We start from the raw sequence: 17,342 nt of genomic DNA, 5'->3' as shown, positions 1-17,342 counted from the left end.
ACGCAGCGGGGGCTGACATGACTACGCCGACCAACCCACCGGCCGGGTGGTACCCGGAGGGGACCCAGCTGCGCTACTGGGACGGCGGGGTGTGGACCAACCACACCCGCCCTATGGCCCCTCCAGCCCCGAACGGCCAACCGCACGCGGGCGGCTCGGGAGCGTGGGCGCCTCAGGTCCAGGACCGCCCGGCGACGCCACCTGAGTACCCGCGCTATCCGGCGAACTCTCCCACCCCCGCCGCCTATCCGCACCTCGCCGTGGCCGCCAAGAGCCCCGGACTGGCCCTGTTGGCCTCCTTCTTCATCCCTGGTCTTGGGTCGATGATGAACGGCGAGGTCGGCAAGGGGGTGCTGCTTCTGTGTGGCTACATCGTCAGCTTCTTCCTCATCGTCGTCTTTATCGGCTTCATCGGCATCCTCGCGTTCTGGATCTGGGGCATGGTCGACGCCTACCAGGGAGCTCAGCGATGGAACGCGAGGTACGGCATCCTCAGCTGAGGGCGGACTCGCGAGTCGAGCGACGGGCAATCGGTCTCAGGTCGACGGATCTTGTTCAGCTCAACGAATATCCGTTGGGCTGACGCGGATCGGTGGACTGGGCACTCGGTCAGGACGTCGCGAGGGACAGGGCGATCCCGTCGAGGATGTCGTGCTCGCTCGCTACGACGGTGAGGTCGTTGCCCCAGCCGCTGTCGCGCGCCACCCGGTCGATGACGCGATCCCAGACGAGTGCCCCGGCGCCGATCACGTCGACCCGGCCCGGGTGCATGAACCCCAGCGCGGACCGCTCGGCGCGGGTCATGGCAAGCAGGGCGTGGGCGGCCTCGCGCGTCGCCGGCACCGACGTCGAGGCGAGGTGGATCCGCACGGGGTCGTAGGCCTCCAGCCCGAGCGTGTGCGCGGTCACAGTCGTGACGGTGCCAGCCAGCCCGACCAGAGTGCGCGTTCCGGCGAACCCGACCTCGCGAGCGGCCCGGTCGACCTCCTGGTCGATGTCGGCGACGGCAGCCGCGATCTCGGGACTGGTCGGCGGGTCGGTGGTGAGGTGCCGTTCGGTCATCCGGACGCAGCCGATGTCGACGGACAGAGCGGCCTCGACCTGGGTCGTCCCGCGGACGAACTCGGTCGAGCCCCCACCGAGGTCGACTACGAGGTAGGGACCCTCGATCCCGGCCGCGACGAGGTCGCCGGTCGCCCCGCGGAAGGACAGCGCCGCCTCCTGCGCGCCGCTGACCACCTCGGGCGCGGTCCCGAAGGCGCCGAACGCCTCCCGGACACCGGCGACGAACTCGTCCGCGTTCGACGCGTCCCGGGAGGCCGAGGTCGCCACGAACCGAACACCCGTAGCCCCGAGCTCCGAGCACTGACCGGCATACTCACGCGCCATGGCCAGGGTCCTGGCCATCGCCTCAGGGTCGATCCGGCCAGTGCGGTCGACGCCGTAGCCGAGTCGAACGACCTCCATGCGACGCAGCACATCGCGCAGCGCACCGGTGCGTGAGTCGACGTCGGCCACCAGCAGCCGGATCGAGTTGGTGCCGCAGTCGACCGCACCGACGCGCAGCACGTCACTCACCGGGTGCCTCGGCTGGTGCGTCGACAGCCGAGTCTGCGCAGCTCATCGGAGTCCACCACGGGCCGAGCAGCGCGAGCGCCTGGTCACCCAGCGGGTTCACACCGGGACCGACGGCGAGAGAGTGCGCCACGAGGACATGCAGACACTTGACCCGGTCGGGCATCCCGCCGGCAGAGATCCCCTCCACCTCGGGCACCGAGCCCAGCTCGGCCCGCCGCGCGAGATAGTCATCGTGGGCGCGTCGATAACGCTGCGCAAGAACAGGATCCGAGGCCAGTTGCTCTTCCATCGACTTCATCATGCCCCGGGTCTCAAGGGTGCTGAGGAGCCCGGTCAACCGCGGACACGTTGCGTAGTACGTCGTCGGGAACGGCGTCCCCTCGGGGAGCCGAGGCTGGGTGCGCACGACATCCGGCTCACCGCAGGGACAGCGGTGCGCGACCTCGACGACCCCCCGCATGGGGCGTCCGCGCTGTCGTGAGGCGGCGGCCAGGTCAGCGTCGCTGACCCTGCTCATCTCGCGGTCACTTGTCGGGTACCGGTGCCATCCCGGCGCTCGGCTGGTCGGCGAGCAGCATCGACTGCCAGACCTGGCCGTACCAGGGGGCGTTCGCGTCGGCCGCTGGCGCCGCGACGACGGCCGACGACGGGACAGCCGGCCGCTCAGCGGTCGGATCGATGACGCTGTAGGAACGGTCCCCCACCTTGACGAACTTCAGCCGCTCGCGGGCCTGCTGCTCGACATAGGCCGGGTCGGCCCAGCGGGCCTGCTCCCGCTGCAGCTCGGCGACGCTGGCCTGCTGGTCGACGACCTTCTCCTGCAGGGCGGCGATGTCCGACCGCTGACGGATGACCGAGCGAGCCGTGGGGATGAGGGTGACAGCGAGGATCACCAGGATCGTCGCAAGGATGGCCCCACGCACCCAGCCGTTCGAGGCCGGGCGCTCGGGTGCGGGTTCGGCGGATTCGGCGGACCGGCCACGCGAGGCTGTCGCCGGGCGGCTCGACGAGGCCCGGGACGAGGTCGAGCGGGTGCCCGCCAAACCGGACCGGCCCTCTCCGGGACGCGTATGCGTCTGGCGCGGTGGCGATCCCGGTGCGCTGGGTGCGCCGGGTGCGCTGGGTGCGCCTGACCGTGACGGCCGGGCGGCGCGTGCCGCGCGGGGAGCATGGGACAGACGAGGAGCGGGACCGCCGCCTCGGCTGCTCCGCTCACTCATCGCCGCGCCCTTTCCCTTCTGCTATCGGTGGTCTGCTGACCGAGCGGTCAGCCGCTCGTGCGCGAGGCGAACCTCGGAAAGGCGCTGACGCCGGCATACACCGCGGCGTCGTCCAGCTCCTCCTCGATCCGCATCAGCTGGTTGTACTTCGCCACCCGCTCGGACCGGGCGGGCGCGCCGCTCTTGATCTGGCCGCAGTTCGTCGCGACGGCGAGGTCGGCGATCGTCGTGTCCTCGGTCTCGCCCGACCGGTGGCTGATCATGCAGGTGTACCCGCTGCGCTGAGCGAGCGACACCGCGTCGAGGGTCTCGGTGAGCGAGCCGATCTGGTTGACCTTGACGAGCAACGAGTTGGCGCTCCCCTCGGTGATCCCGCGCTGCAACCGTTCGGAGTTGGTGACGAACAGGTCGTCGCCGACGATCTGGACGCGAGTGCCGAGCCGGGCGGTCATGGCCTTCCAGCCGTCCCAGTCCTCTTCGTCGAGCGGGTCCTCGATGGACACCAAGGGGTAGTCGTCGAGCAGGCCGGCATAGATGTCGATCATCTGCTCCGAGGTGCGGGTCTCACCCTCGAACGCGTAGCCGTCATCGCTGTGGAACTCCGACGCAGCGGCGTCGAGTGCGAGCGCGACATCGGTGCCCGGGGTATACCCGGCCTTCTCGATGGCCTCGAGGATGAGGTCCAGTGCGGCTCGCGTCGACTCGAGGTTGGGCGCGAAGCCGCCCTCGTCGCCGAGACCGGTCGCGAGACCTCGCGCCTTCAGCACCGACTTGAGGGCGTGGTAGACCTCGGCTCCCCAGCGCAGCGCCTCGCTGAACGACGGCGCCCCGATCGGCGCGATCATGAACTCCTGGACGTCCACGTTGGACTCGGCGTGGGCACCCCCGTTGATGATGTTCATCATGGGGACGGGCAGGACGTGCGCGTTGGGGCCGCCGATGTAGCGGAACAGCGGGAGGCCGGCGGAGTCGGCGGCCGCGCGTGCCACGGCGAGCGAGACCCCCAGGATCGCGTTGGCGCCGAGGTTCTCCTTGTTCGTGGACGCGTCGAGCCGGATCATCTCGGCGTCGATGAGCCGCTGCTCCGTCGCATCGAACCCGATCAGCTTGGGGTGGATGTCGTCGAGCACGGCGTCGACGGCAGCGGTGACACCCTTGCCGTTGTAGCGGGCCTTGTCGTTGTCACGACGCTCGGCCGCCTCGAACGCTCCTGTCGAGGCGCCGGACGGCACGGCCGCCCTGGCGATCGTCCCGTCGTCGAGGGCCACCTCCACCTCGATGGTGGGGTTGCCGCGCGAGTCGAGGATCTCGCGGGCGCCGACTGCCTCGATGCTGGCCACGGGAGCGCTCCTTGGTGAGGGACTGGTGGGGTGCCGGGGTGCTGACGGGCCAGCGGAAGGGCTCGTCAACCTCGAGGTCAGCCTAGTCGTCAGCCGTCGTCGTCCGGCGGAGCGACCCGCTCCCCGAGACGCGCCTCGACAGTCCGCAGCGCCTCTCGCAGGGCGGAGTCCGGGTCGACCCCCTTCGCCTCCAAATAGGCGACGAGCTGGAGGAGGTGCACCCCGGGGTCAGACTCCTCACGATCGGTCCAGTCGGGTCCCAGCAGGTCGGCCCGGCCAGCTCGACGCAGTCGCCCGACAATCTTGGTTGCGCGCGCCAGCGGCGGCATGGCGACCGGTATGCCGTGCAGCAGGTCGGCTCCTACCGCACCGGGCACTTCACCGCGCTCGGCCCGTTCGGCTGCCTTGATCGCCTCCCAGCTGGACTCCACCTCGGAGGCTGACGACGCGCTGGCGTCGGCGAACACGTGCGGGTGCCGGCGTACCAGCTTGGCGACGATCGCGGCCGCCACGTCGTCGATGTCGAAGGGGTCGTCGAGGTTCTCCTCCCCGACCCGAGCGTGGAAGGCCACCTGGAGCAGGACATCGCCCAGCTCCTCGACCATGTGCCGACGGTCGCCGGACTCCAGTGCCTGTGCCGCTTCGTAGGCCTCCTCGATGAGATAGCTCACGAGCGACTCGTGCGTCTGTTCGGCGTCCCACGGGCACCCGCCCGGCGAGCGGAGCCGGTCCATCACTGCAACGAGGTCGAGCAGCCGGGAACCGGGAACGTCGTGAGACCCGAGCAGCACCTCGACCTCCGGGGCGCCGGTGCGACGGGTGACCTCTGCTGCGACGACGTCGGTCAGCCCCGGGTCGCCGTCGGAGGACCCCAGCCAGACCACCAGCGACCCTTCGGGGTCCGGGACCAGCTGGCCCGGGCGCCCGTGGATGCCCTGGGCCCGGTCGACCAGCAGCCGGCCGATGCCGGCCACCGGGACCTCCAGCTCACCGACCTCGGCGAGGTCCGCGACGTCGGTCACCGCGATCCCCGACTCGCGCACCGCGAGAGCCTGCGGCTCGTCGGCATACCCGACGACCAGGCCCGCCTCGCTCAGTGCCACCCAGGCGGCGCGGCTCAGCAGCCCGGGCGCGACCCGGGGGCTGGTGAGCAGGAGGGTGAGTCGTCCGGCCACGCGGTGGCCGTCACTGCCCCGTCGGAGAGTCGGTCGAGGTGTCGGCGGGCGCCTGGCCCGGTGGCTCGGCCGGCGCCGTCGAGGATGCGGTCGCCGATGGGGTGGGCTTGATCCAGTTGTTGACCAGCGGAAGCGGGCCCAACGACGCGGCGTCGAAGGTGCCGAACCGTGGGTCCAGCTCGATCGTCGCCTTCTGGACAGCTTTCTTGACGACCGCGATCTCAGCATCGGTGCCCGAGTTCTGCAGCTGGTTGAAGAACAGGCTCGTCGCGACGACGTCCCTACTGCTCTGAGATGCGTCGGGAAGCTTGGCGAGCAGTGCGTTGTACTGCGCGTCAGGTACCCAGAACCCCGGCTGCCCGCTCAGGGGCAGCACGACCTTGGACAGGACCAGGAGGTTGACCACCTGAGCCTCGGGGATCTGCTTGCTGGGGTCGGTCACCAGGCTCCGGTTGAGCTGTGCCGTCGCCTGGCCCACCTCCGAGCTCGGGATAGAGACGCCGTTGACGATCGCGGCCGACTGCGCCTTCTCGAGGGTCGAGCAGCCGCCCAGCGAGAGCGCCGCGGCGGCGAGCAGCGCTGCACCGACCGCCATCGGTCGCGTCGGGATCAACAGACGTCGGGCGGGCATGCGGTGGTCCTCTCGCGGGAGTGGGGCGGCCCCCATTCTGCACTAGCGGGACACCTCACCGGACCGCTGTCGCTCCAGTCGCTCGGGTCACCTCGGCCACCCGGGCCGCATCCCCGACACCGTCGAGCAGCACGGCGCGCATCAGGTCGGCGGCCCAGCCCAGCACCGCGTGGTCGCGCAGGGGCTGGCCGCCGACCCTGGCCGTCATCGGCTTGGGTACGAGGATCGTCCTGAGCGACTCCTTGACGATCGACCCGGGGTACAGACGTTGCAACCGCAGCTGCTGGCTCTCGCGCAGCTCCACCGGCCCGAACCGGACCACGTTCCCCTGCACGGCGATGTCGCCGACCCCAGCCCGGCGGGCCACCGTACGCAACCGGGCGACCTCCAGCAGGTTCTCGGCCGCCTCGGGCGGCGCGCCGTAGCGGTCGCGCAGCTCCTCCGCGATCTCGACGACGGCCGCCTCGTCGAGCACCGCCGCGAGCTTCTTGTACGCCTCGAGCCGCAGCCGTTCGCCCGGAACGTAGTCATGTGGCAGGTGCGCGTCGACCGGGAGCTCGATCTTGATCTCGGCGAAGGCGGTGTGGTCCTCGCCCTTGAAGTCCGCGACAGCCTCGCCGACGAGCCGCACATACAGGTCGAACCCGACTCCCTCGATGTGGCCGGACTGCTCGCCGCCGAGCAGGTTTCCCGCGCCGCGAATCTCCAGGTCCTTCATGGCGACCTGCATGCCGGCGCCGAGGTCGGCATGGCTGGCGATCGTCGTCAACCGGTCGTGCGCCGTCTCGGTGAGCGGCTTCTCCGGCGGGTAGAGGAAGTAGGCGTAGGCGCGCTCCCGCCCGCGACCCACCCGCCCGCGCAGCTGGTGCAGCTGGCTGAGGCCGAGCACGTCGGACCGCTCGACGATCAGGGTGTTGGCGTTGGAGATGTCCAGGCCGGTCTCGACGATCGTGGTGCAGACCAGCACGTCGAACCGGTTCTCCCAGAAGTCGAGCACCACCTGCTCGAGCCGGTGCTCACCCATCTGCCCGTGGGCCGTGGCAATGCGTGCTTCCGGCACCAGCTCGCGCAGCCGGGCGGCGGCCTTCTCGATCGAGCTCACCTTGTTGTGGACGAAGAAGACCTGGCCCTCTCGCAGCAGCTCGCGCCGGACGGCCGCGATGATCTGCTTCTCCTCATAGCCCCCGACATACGTGAGGACCGGGTGTCGCTCCTCGGGAGGCGTTGCGAGAGTTGACATCTCACGTATGCCGGTGACAGCCATCTCAAGTGTTCGCGGAATCGGGGTCGCCGACATCGCCAGCACATCGACCGCGGTGCGCAGGGTCTTCAGCTGTTCCTTGTGCTCGACGCCGAAGCGCTGCTCCTCGTCGACGACGACGAGCCCGAGGTCCTTGAACGTGACGTCCTTGCCGAGCAGCCGGTGCGTGCCGATGACCAGGTCGACCCGCCCGTCGGCGAGACCTGCGAGCACCTCCTTGGCCTCCTTGTCGGACTGGAACCGGCTGAGCGGCTTGACCGTGACCGGGAACGGCGCATATCGCTCGGTGAACGTGTTGAAGTGCTGTGTGACGAGCAACGTGGTCGGCACGAGGACGGCGACCTGCTTGCCGTCCTGGATCGCCTTGAACGCCGCGCGCACCGCGATCTCCGTCTTGCCATAACCGACGTCGCCGCAGATCAGGCGGTCCATCGGGACCTCCCGCTCCATGTCCTGCTTGACCTCGTCGATCGAGGAGAGCTGGTCGGGCGTCTCGACGTAGGCGAACGCGTCCTCCAGCTCGCGCTGCCACGGGGTGTCGGGACCGAACGCGTGACCGGTCGTCGCCATCCGGGCGCTGTAGAGGCGGATCAGGTCGGCCGCGATCTGCCTGACGTAGCGGCGCGCCCGCGCCTTGGTCTTGTGCCAGTCCGACCCGCCGAGCTTGTTCAGGGTCGGCGACTCGCCACCGACGTACTTCGTGATCTGGTCGAGCTGGTCGGTGGGGACGAACAACCGGTCGCCCGGTTGTCCCCGCTTGCCGGGGGCGTACTCGATGACGAGGTACTCGCGGGTCGCGCCACCGACGGTGCGCTGCATCATCTCCACGAACCGACCGACCCCGTGCTGCTCGTGCACGACGTGATCGCCGGGCCGCAGCTGGAGGGGGTCGACCTGCCCCCGACGACGCGACGGCATACGGCGCATGTCCTTGGTCCCTGTCGACCCGGGCTGTCCGGTGAGGTCCGTCTCGCTGACGACCACGAGCCGGTTGGCCGGGTCGACGAACCCGCGCCCGAGCGAGCCGGTTGTGATGTGTACGAGCCCGGTCGCGATGTCAGCGGCTGACGGGTCAAGCGGGTCGAGGGTGGAAGCGACCTCGTGCTCGCCGAGCACCTCGTGCACCCGGCGCGCCAGGCCAGCCCCGTCGGTGACGACGACGACGCGCCAACCGTCGGTCACCCAGACGCGCAGCTGGGCAACGGCCGCTTCGGTGTCCCCCCGGAACGGCTCGACGTCGGAGGTCGCCAGGTTGATCCGTTCGGACCCGTCGGACCCGTCGGACCCGTCGGACCCGTCGGTGAACTGGGCGAGCTCCGCATCACTCGCGAACCCGGTCATCGACCACCAGGGCAGACCGACCTCCCGGGCGTACTCGCGGGCCCGCGCCAACGTCCAGAACGAGGCGGTGCCGAGAACGCCCTGCAGGTCGACCGGCACCGCACTCCCAGCCGCAGCGCCGACCCAGCTCGCCTCAAGGAACTCAGCGCTCGTGGCGACCAGGTCGTGGGCCCGGGTGCGAACCCGCTCCGGGTCGCTCAGCAGCACGAGGGAGCGTGCCGGCAGCACGTCGAACAGTGACTCCATGCCCCCAGAGCCCTCCAGCAGGGCCGGGGTCAACGACTCCATCCCCTCGACCGCGATCCCCTCGGCGACCCTGGCGAGCATGTCGCCGACGCCCGGGAGCTCGGCCGTGAGCGTCCGAGCGCGCTGGCGCACCTGCTCGGTCAACAGCAGCTCGCGGCACGGCGGCGCCCACAGCCCGTGCGTGGCGAGCTCGAGGCTGCGCTGGTCGGCGACCTTGAACCAGCGGACCTCCTCGACCGTGTCGCCCCAGAACTCGACCCGCAGCGGGTGCTCCTCGGTGGGCGGGAAGACGTCGAGGATGCCGCCGCGCACCGCGAACTCACCGCGGCGTTCGACCAGGTCGGTCCGGGTGTACGCCGCCGCGGCGAGCGCCTCGACGACGTCCTCCAGGGGTTGTTCGTCGCCGACGCGCAGCGACACAGGAGCAAGATCGCCCAGCCCTCGGGCGATCGGCTGGAGCACGGCCCGGACCGGGGCAACGACTACCGAGAGCGGTCCGTATGCCGGGTCGTCGGGATCCGGGTGAGCCAGCCGCCGTAGCACGGCCAGCCGGCGACCGACCGTGTCGCTGCGGGGACTAAGCCGCTCGTGGGGCAGCGTCTCCCAGCTGGGGAAGGTCGCGACGACGTCCGGGGACAAGAAGCAGGCGAGCGCCTGCTCGAGGTCTTCGGCCTCGCGGGTGGTCGCCGCGACCAGCAGGACGGGGCCCGCTCCTGGCTCGCGGGCCGCCGACAGGATCGCCGTGAGCGGGGCCCGGGCACCGGCACTGACGGCGACATCGACGAACGGCAGCCGGGTCCGGGCGCTCTCGAGCACCTGTCCGACACCAGACGTCGCGCCCCACATCCTGGTGACCGTGGCGAGCCGGGGGGAGGTGGAGTCGGGCGCGGCCCGTCGGGCCGGACCCGTGAGCGGCACGGACGGCTGCACGGACGGCTGCACGGACGGCTGCACGGACGTGGGGGGTGCGGCCGAAGTACGGGACGAGAAAGGGGTGATGGGAGAGGTCCTGGGAGGAGTCATGGCAGGGGTCCAACCGGTCGAAAGAGCATGCCGATCCTGGTCGGGACAGCACGGCAGACCCGCTCCGAGGTCGGGGGCGGGTTCCTCCCCTCAGCCTACGGCTTCGGGGTGACAGGGCTGTTCGGGCCGGTTCGGGCCGGTGCGGCCGGTGCGGCCGGTTGGGACCACGCGGCCCGCATACCGACGAGTGCGCCGACCGTCAGGAACGAGCCGCCGACGACGAACACCGCGGCCGAGTCCATACCTGCATCGACCAGGTCTGCTGGATAACCGGGGCTCGACCCTGCCACCATCCCTATCGCCATCAGGACGGCGCCGAGGACGACGAGTGCCGCGGCCGGGTACCTCAGCGCAGCTCGAGGGGACTCACTCCCGCTGGCCGATGGTCGGTCGCGGGGCAGCTGTGGCCAGGCGACCATCGCCCAGCCGAGGCAGATCAGCACCGGGGCCAACACCTCTTCCGGGTCGTGCCAGCCCATTGCCATGACGCCCAGGCAGATCGCCGCCAGCAGGGTGCAGACGGCCGCGGCGGCGGCGAACAGGCGCCCGAGCGGCACGACGAGCAGCGCGCCGCAGCAAAGGGCCCCCGCCAGTGCGGCATGGCCGCTGAGCGGCCCGAGCCGGGCCAGCGCCCCACCCGGGTCGACGGGCGAGTGCTTGACCACCTGCACCGTCACGTTGCTGACCAGGATGGTCACGCCGACGATGACGGCCGTTCGGCGAGACCGGCGCTTCAGGCACCACACCACCAGCGCCAGACTCGCGACCACAAGGGCAGGTTTGGCGACGTCGGTGAGCACCACCTCCGCCACCTTGGCAATGGCGGTGCGGTCGACGAACGGGTCGTCGAAGCGCAGCCCGTGCCAGCGCCGGCCGACCATCTCCCCGGACAAGAGCACGACAACAGGCACCGCCAGGAGGACGAGCGCCATCCCGCCAGCCGAGACGGTGCTGCTGCGCCCCGCGGGACCTCGGGCCACCTCGCCTCGAGGCACCGGACGCTCGGCGACGCCGGGTCGCTCCCACACCATGGGACCACTCTGCCGCGAAGGACGAGTCGAGGCGTCAATTGCCGGGAAACACGGACAGGCCACCCCTCCAGCAGCGACACTTGACCCCACTGCGGTGCGGGACCGCGGAGACCTACCGGGGACAGCACGTCAAAGGGGTGAACGCGCAGTGTCGACTGCTGGGGCACGACAGCTCGTGCTGGACGCCACGTCCGCCGCGGACCTCGAGCTGGTCCGGGCCGGAGTGAGCCTTCCCTGGTCCGTCCTCGGCGGACGCCTCGGCGAGTCGGCGCCCGAGGGCGTCGCCGTGATCGTTCCCGCGTCGGACCTCGGCGCCGTGGAAGCCGCGGGCGAGCTGGTCCTCACCGACAAGACGCTGCTCCCGGTGGCGCTGTTGCGCGAGGTGACACTGGGCCAGCTCGCAGCCGCTGACGACAGCCCGCAGGACGCACCCGCGTACCGGGCGGGCGGCACGGTCGAGCATCTCGGCCCAGCCGTCCCGGGCCCCTCGTGGACAGCCTTCCCCGGTCGAACCGTGCTGCTCCAGCGTCCACCGCTGCTCGGTGAGCTGGACGAGTGGCTCGACGCAGCCGCCGACATGTGTGTGCAGATTCTGGTCCCGACGCGACCAACGCCCGACGGCTTGCCTGCTCAGGTGCTGCGACGGGGGGTGCTGGGCCTGCTCGCCGGGCGAGAGGTGGACGTGGTCTCGGTCCCCGTGGCGTGGCGAGACGCAGCAAGCGATGTCGAGCTGGTCAAGTCCATCGCAGAGGCGGCCGGATCCCCGCTCGAGGTGCTGTGGGCGCAGGACGAGCGCTGGGTCCGAGCCCGAGCTCTCGTGGACCGGGGAACAAACACCGACGACCTCGACGAACCCGTGGCAGCAGCCCTCCTGACCTGGCGCCCACCCCCCACCGAGAGAGGTGTGGTCGTGTTCTTCACCGGCCTGTCGGGGTCGGGGAAGTCGAGCATCGCGGATGCGCTCGTCGCCCACCTCGAGCACACGGGCGAACGGGCCGTCACGCTGCTCGACGGCGACGTCGTACGCCACATGTTGTCCAGTGGCCTCGGCTTCGACCGGGCCGCCCGCGACCTCAACATCCGGCGAATCGGCTACGTGGCCGCGGAGATCGCGCACCACCACGGCATGGCCGTATGCGCCCCCATCGCCCCGTTCGCCGCCACCCGTCAGGCAGTGCGCGAGATGGTCGAGCAGTTCGGGGACTTCGTCCTCGTCCACATCTCGACTCCGCTCGAAGAGTGCGAACGACGGGACCGCAAGGGCCTGTATGCGCGTGCTCGAGCCGGTGAGATCCCTGAGTTCACCGGCATCTCCTCCCCCTATGAGTCGCCAACGGATGCCGACCTCACCATTGACACCACGGGTCGGCCACTCCAGGAGTGTCTGACCGAGGTGCTCGACGCCCTCATCCGAAAGGGTTACCTCACCTCATGAACATCGACCCGCTCCTCACCCTCGCCTCACTCGGCATCGGGATCGTCGTGGGCCTGACGGGCATGGGCGGCGGTGCCCTGATGACGCCGGTCCTCGTCCTCTTCTTCGGCATCCCACCCCTGGCCGCGGTGTCGAGCGACCTCGTCGCCGCTGCCGTCATGAAGCCGGTGGGCTCGTTCGTCCATCTGCGGCGCGGCACCGTCAACCTCGAGCTGGTCAAGTGGCTCTGCGTCGGCTCGATCCCGGCCGCCTTCGGGGGGGTTCTGATCCTCAAGGCCCTGGGCACCTCTGACGAGGTCCAGCACTGGATCCAGATCTCGTTGGGCGTCGCACTGCTGTTGGCGTCCACCGGGCTGATCGTGCGCGCCTACCTGCGCCTGGCCGAACGCGCGCGCAACCTCGACGGGAGCGCGAAACCGCTGCCGCAGGACGCGCCCAAGGTCGCCGTCCGCGTCGTCCCCACCGTCCTCGTCGGCATGGTTGGCGGCCTGGTGGTGGGCCTGACGTCGGTGGGGTCCGGCTCACTTATCATCATCGCGCTCATGGCCCTCTATCCGACGCTGAAGGCGAGCCAACTGGTCGGCACCGACCTCCTGCAGGCGGTGCCGCTCGTCGCGTCAGCAGCATTCGGTCACCTGCTCTTCGGTGACTTCCACCTCGACCTGACCGTCTCCCTGTTGCTGGGCTCGGTTCCCGGGGTGTGGATCGGCGCCCAGCTGTCCTCGCGCGCACCCGGTGGGATCGTTCGCCGGGCCTTGGCGTTCGTGCTGCTCGCCTCCGGTCTCAAGCTCCTGGGCATCTCCACCCCGATGACCGGGCTACTGCTCCTGATCGCCCTCCTCGTCGGTCCGCCCGTGTGGATCCTGGTCCGACGTGCCCACGGTCTCCCCGCGCTGGCCCGTGGCCGCACGATGGCCCCCGACAAGGTGCCGACGTCCAGCTGAGGAGGGAGGCGGCGAGCCTTGCATCAATACCCCCCCGAGGACCTGTCCCCGGGGGGGTTGTCGTCGCCGCGGATCACGCTCCCGTCACGCAAGAGTCACTCGAGAGTCGCTCGGTGGTCGCGGTCTTGTCACGTTCGGCGGCGACGTCATTGCGTCTCACCAGGTGGGATCACCGGGGATTCGTATCCTGAAACCGCACGCAAAAGGGAAATGGATGCCTCGTTACTAGTCAGTAACTGATCCTCGTGTGTCATGGTCCTCCCTGCGCGCGTCCACCCGCCAGGGGGCAGGTTGGGTCACCCCGATCGCGTGCGAATCCACCCTCTAGGAGACCCCGTGACCCATCCGGTCCGTGATACCCCATGCCCCGCCCCGAGATCGATCTCCCGCTCGTCCCGTCGCCATACACGCACCGTCCGCCGGGCCGGCCTCCTCGGCGCCGGCCTGGCCATCGCCCTCGTGGTCGGTGCCGCGTCGACCCAGGCGAGCCCCTACCTGAACGGCGCCGAATCGTGGAGCGGCTCCACGTCGGCGGTGGGAGGTGCGGCTTCAGCCGCTGCCGGCGGTACCTCTGACGCTGGTGACGCTGCTGCGGTCGACGGTTCCGCCGTTCCCACCCCCGTCGACGACTCGGCTGACCCCACTACCATCTCGGACCCGGCACCCATCCCGGCGGCAGCCGACCTTGGTGCCGGCCCGATCGCAGCCGCCCCCGACGCCGCCTCGAGTGCGGCTCCCGCGGCGACCAGCTGCACGCTGGCCGCCAAGCTGGTGCCGACGTGCGGTGTCCTCTGGGGCTCGGCTCCGCTGGCCTTCGGTGGCGGGGACCGGATGAAGAACGTCCTGACGTTCGAGAGCCAGATGGGCCGTCCGATGGACATCTACCACGGGTACCACACCAACGGTCAGGTCTTCCCGACGGCGTACGAGCGTCAGATCGCGCTAGATCCCAAGAACCCGCGTCTCCTGCTGCTCAACTGGCGTCCGGCGCTGGACATGAGCTGGGCGGCGGTGGCACAGGGCAAGGCCGACGCACGGATCGACCAGGCTGCGCAGAACATCAAGTCCTTCCCCGGCAAGCTGTTCATCGCGGTCTGGGCCGAGGGCGAGCACTACGTCCAGCCGGCCGCCGGTTCGGGCATGACGGCTTCTGACTACAACGCGATGTCGCGACACGTCATCACCCGGCTGAAGGCGCAGGGCGCCGCGAACGCCGTGTTCGTCCAGATCTTCCAGGGCTATCCGGCCTACGCCGTCCAGTCCTGGTGGCCGAGCATGTACCCCGGTGACGACGTCATCGACTGGATCGCCACCGACTCCTACAACAACGGCCGGGCCAGTGGTTCCAACAGCGGCGACTTCACCAACATGGTCAACCGGACCAAGGGCAGCTGGCCGGGTTGGTATAACTGGGCGACCAGGAACCACCCGGGCAAGCCGCTGATGATCTCCGAATGGGGCGTCTGGTATTCCAAGGCGGAGCCCGGTCAGCAGGCCGTCTTCTACGACAAGGTGCGCCAGCAGCTGGCTCAGTTCCCCGCCATCAAGGCCATGCTCTACTTCAACACCAAGAACCACCCGTTGGGCACCGACGCCATCGATACGACGGCGGCGGGCCAGGCCGCCTACCGGCAGCTCAGCGCGAGCCTCCCCCGCATTGACCTGACGAACCGCAGGTAGGCAGGCGCTCGCAGGGCAATGACGCCCTGGGCTCGCGCGACGCTCTCAGCCGGTGGCTGGCAGCGCCAGGGGGCCCAGGGCGTGCACGTCGTTCATGTCGTAGCCGAAGTCGGCGACGACCTCCGAGTAGCGCTCGACCAGGGCCGCTCGCTGGCGTCGGCGTAACGGCGAGGTCGCCATTGAGGCCCAGGTCGCCTCGTAGGTGCCGCTGTGGCTGGGCCGCAGGCTGCTGATGGGGACCGGCGTGTCCAGTCCCAGCAGATCCTGAACCGGCTGCAAGACCCGTGTGGGGTCGCTGACCAGATCTTCGTAGCGCAGGACGACAAGGCGTTCGATACGGGGCGAGTCCTGGAGGAACGTGCGGTGGGCGGCGACCCAGTGGGCCAGCATGGTGTCCAACGAGGTGAAGTTCTGGAAGTTGCGAGAGAGCAGCTTTCTCCACTTGACCGTCGACAGGGCGACGATCACCGGATGCCGCAGGACGACGATCATGGCCGACCCCGGGAAGACGGCCTGCAGGAACCGGCCCATCACCAGGTTCGGGGGCGACTTCTCCACAAGCAGGCGACGGTCGAGGTCCCAGTAAGGTGCCCACGCCTCCACCAGGCGCTCGGCGGTCCCGGGGCTGGCCAGCGCAGATGCCTCGGTGAGGTGCGACCGAGCGTCGAGCGCGAACCGTCCCGGCCCTCCGTAGACCTTGGCCTGAGGGTAGACGCTCTGCAGATGCTGGCCCTCGTCCTCCTTGACGTCAGTGGCCGAAAGGCCGCTGACGTCCGGATGCTCAGCCAGAGCGCGAGCCAACGGGGTGGTCCCGCTACGGTGCAGGCCGCCGACGAAGACCAGCCGGCTGGGGTCGACGGTCAAGACGTCGCCTGTCTGGCCTCGGCGCCGGGCGTCGGTGGGCCCGGCCGTCATACCGCCGGCCCTGTTGTCGGCTTGCCGGACTCGCCTGTTAGCTTGCCGGACTCGCCGACCTCAGGTCGCGTACGACGCAGGAGCCGAGGAGACATGCGCGAGAGCAGGAACACGAGCCCGCCGGCTCCGACCAGTCCCAGGCCGCTCGTGACGACCACCTGCGACTGTGAGCCGGTAACAGGCAGCGCCGTGGTCCGGATGTCGCTGATGAAGTACCCCTGGTAGAGCTGCGTGGAGTTGCTGCGCACCGCCACGTTGGCCGCGTCCCGGGCGGTCGCATAGGCGAAGCTGGTGCCGTAGCCGGCGTCGACCTTGCCTTGAAAGTCCGTGATGGAGATCGCGTCGCTCTGACAGGTGGTGCTCGCACCCGGCGCCAGGGTGGTCGTCGCGCAGGTGACAGCGGTCTTGCTCTTGACGAGGCGGTCGTCGACGATGGTGAGACCGTAGAGAGTCGTGTTGCCGGTGTTAGCAGCGGTGAACCCGAGCTTGAAGGTCTCCCCGGCCGTGAACGCGCCGTTGCCGTTGACATCGTCGTACGAGAGCCGGAACTGGGTGAGTGTCATCTTGCGGATCGTCCGCGGGGTCGGCGTGACACCGGTGGTGGTGGTGGTGGTCGTGGTGCCGCCCGGGACATCGGTCGTCGTGGACTTGACACCCACGGGGAAGGTGACGTTGGTCGTTGCGCTGACGAAGGAGGTGCCTCGTGCGCTCACCGCGCTCGGGGTGGCCCAGTTGACCAGCACGCCGCGCACCGCAGCGGAGTTCGTCACGGTGAACGTCGGGGAGACACACGAGGTTTTCTGGCCGGGACTGAGCGCGGTCGGCGAGCAGGACATGGTCAGGCCGTAGCGAGCGAGCAGGCTGTCGCTCACGGCGATCCCGTGGACGCTGACGTTGCCACTGTTGACCACTGCCATCCGGAACACGACGGCGTCACCCGCGTCGACGCGACCGTTCTGGTTGCGGTCGCGCGCCAGGCTGAACCACTGGGTTGCGTTGAGTCCGACGATCTCGCGCAGCACAGGGCTGCTGGGCGCCGACGAGGCGCTCACCGACGCTGACGCCGGGTCGTGTGCGGTCACTGAAGCGGCCGCGCGCGTCACGGAGGTGGCGTCCAGGTCGGCCTGGGTGAGCCGTGACACCGAGGTGCAGTTCAGGGTCGCCCCGGCGACGAGCGTCGTCCGTGGGCAGCTCACCGCCGCTGTGGCGCTCGGGTCGCTCACGACCACGTCGTGTAGATCGGTGTTGCCGGTGTTGTGGACGACGTAGGCGTAGCTCAGCTGGTCGCCAGCGTCGCGTCGACCCGTCCCGTTCGTATCCGTCTGGGACACGTTGCGGGTCAGGGTGACACCGTTCACCGGGGCCGGGGCCGGAACCGGAGGTGGCGTGGGCGTCGGTGTCGGTGTCGGTGCAGTCGTGGCGGCCGCGGGAGGCGGGTCCGCCGCCGGAGCCGGGGCCGCCGCCGGAGCTCGGGCCGGGGCGGGAGCCGGTGCCGGAGCTGGGGCGGGGGCTGGGGCTGGGG

14 protein-coding genes are annotated in these 17,342 nt (G+C 70.0%); 4 read left to right on the top strand and 10 right to left on the bottom strand.

Annotated features, from left to right (window positions below):
* Positions 1-17 precede the first annotated feature (17 nt).
* The gene (locus ABI385_RS16510) at positions 18-500 is read left to right on the top strand and encodes a DUF2510 domain-containing protein (RefSeq protein ID WP_348104851.1); all 483 of its coding nucleotides are present in this window, start codon (positions 18-20) and stop codon (positions 498-500) included.
* 109 nt (positions 501-609) lie between these two features.
* Here the strand turns inward: ABI385_RS16510 and ABI385_RS16505 are convergent, their stop codons facing one another.
* The 8 genes from ABI385_RS16505 to ABI385_RS16470 all read right to left on the bottom strand — a co-directional run bounded on the left by ABI385_RS16505 (position 610) and on the right by ABI385_RS16470 (position 10,846).
* The gene (locus ABI385_RS16505) at positions 610-1,569 is read right to left on the bottom strand and encodes an exopolyphosphatase (RefSeq protein ID WP_348104885.1); all 960 of its coding nucleotides are present in this window, start codon (positions 1,567-1,569) and stop codon (positions 610-612) included.
* A 1-nt stretch (position 1,570) separates the two neighbouring features.
* On the bottom strand, positions 1,571-2,095 hold the full coding sequence (locus ABI385_RS16500; RefSeq protein ID WP_348104850.1) for a DUF501 domain-containing protein: 525 nt from the start codon (positions 2,093-2,095) through the stop codon (positions 1,571-1,573).
* Positions 2,096-2,102: 7 nt separating this feature from the next.
* Positions 2,103-2,501: a septum formation initiator family protein gene (locus tag ABI385_RS16495; RefSeq protein ID WP_348104849.1), complete on the bottom strand. Its 399-nt coding sequence runs from the start codon at positions 2,499-2,501 to the stop codon at positions 2,103-2,105.
* Positions 2,502-2,845: 344 nt separating this feature from the next.
* Positions 2,846-4,138: a phosphopyruvate hydratase gene (gene eno / locus ABI385_RS16490; protein ID WP_348104848.1), complete on the bottom strand. Its 1,293-nt coding sequence runs from the start codon at positions 4,136-4,138 to the stop codon at positions 2,846-2,848.
* A gap of 89 nt (positions 4,139-4,227) precedes the next feature.
* Positions 4,228-5,313, bottom strand: a complete 1,086-nt coding sequence (locus ABI385_RS16485) for a MazG family protein (protein WP_348104847.1) — start codon at positions 5,311-5,313, stop codon at positions 4,228-4,230.
* Between the two features lie 10 nt (positions 5,314-5,323).
* Entirely contained in the window at positions 5,324-5,944 is a 621-nt protein-coding gene (locus ABI385_RS16480) for a hypothetical protein (RefSeq protein WP_348104846.1), read from the bottom strand.
* Between the two features lie 55 nt (positions 5,945-5,999).
* Positions 6,000-9,710: a transcription-repair coupling factor gene (gene mfd, locus ABI385_RS16475; protein WP_407068295.1), complete on the bottom strand. Its 3,711-nt coding sequence runs from the start codon at positions 9,708-9,710 to the stop codon at positions 6,000-6,002.
* Positions 9,711-9,910: 200 nt separating this feature from the next.
* Positions 9,911-10,846 (bottom strand): hypothetical protein, encoded by a 936-nt coding sequence (locus ABI385_RS16470; RefSeq protein ID WP_348104845.1) that lies wholly within the window; start codon positions 10,844-10,846, stop codon positions 9,911-9,913.
* Between the two features lie 175 nt (positions 10,847-11,021).
* Between ABI385_RS16470 and cysC the strand changes: the two genes are divergently transcribed.
* From cysC to ABI385_RS16455, 3 genes are all read left to right on the top strand, one after another.
* Complete coding sequence (gene cysC, locus ABI385_RS16465) at positions 11,022-12,281, top strand: adenylyl-sulfate kinase (protein ID WP_348104844.1); 1,260 nt, start codon at positions 11,022-11,024, stop codon at positions 12,279-12,281.
* Entirely contained in the window at positions 12,278-13,225 is a 948-nt protein-coding gene (locus ABI385_RS16460) for a sulfite exporter TauE/SafE family protein (protein ID WP_348104843.1), read from the top strand. Before cysC ends, ABI385_RS16460 begins: the two co-directional genes overlap by 4 nt.
* 336 nt (positions 13,226-13,561) lie before the next feature.
* Positions 13,562-14,905, top strand: a complete 1,344-nt coding sequence (locus tag ABI385_RS16455; RefSeq protein WP_348104842.1) for a hypothetical protein — start codon at positions 13,562-13,564, stop codon at positions 14,903-14,905.
* 45 nt (positions 14,906-14,950) lie between these two features.
* Here the strand turns inward: ABI385_RS16455 and ABI385_RS16450 are convergent, their stop codons facing one another.
* A complete protein-coding gene (locus tag ABI385_RS16450) occupies positions 14,951-15,820 on the bottom strand; it encodes a sulfotransferase (protein ID WP_348104841.1) in 870 nt (289 codons plus the stop codon).
* On the bottom strand, positions 15,817-17,151 hold the full coding sequence (locus ABI385_RS16445) for a hypothetical protein (protein WP_348104840.1): 1,335 nt from the start codon (positions 17,149-17,151) through the stop codon (positions 15,817-15,819). The genes ABI385_RS16450 and ABI385_RS16445 overlap by 4 nt, the downstream gene beginning before the upstream one ends.
* Positions 17,152-17,342 lie beyond the last annotated feature (191 nt).

The organism is Lapillicoccus sp., assembly GCF_039935575.1.
Classification (GTDB): Bacteria; Actinomycetota; Actinomycetes; order Actinomycetales; family Dermatophilaceae; genus Lapillicoccus.
This window is presented reverse-complemented; position numbering and strand designations above follow the sequence as displayed.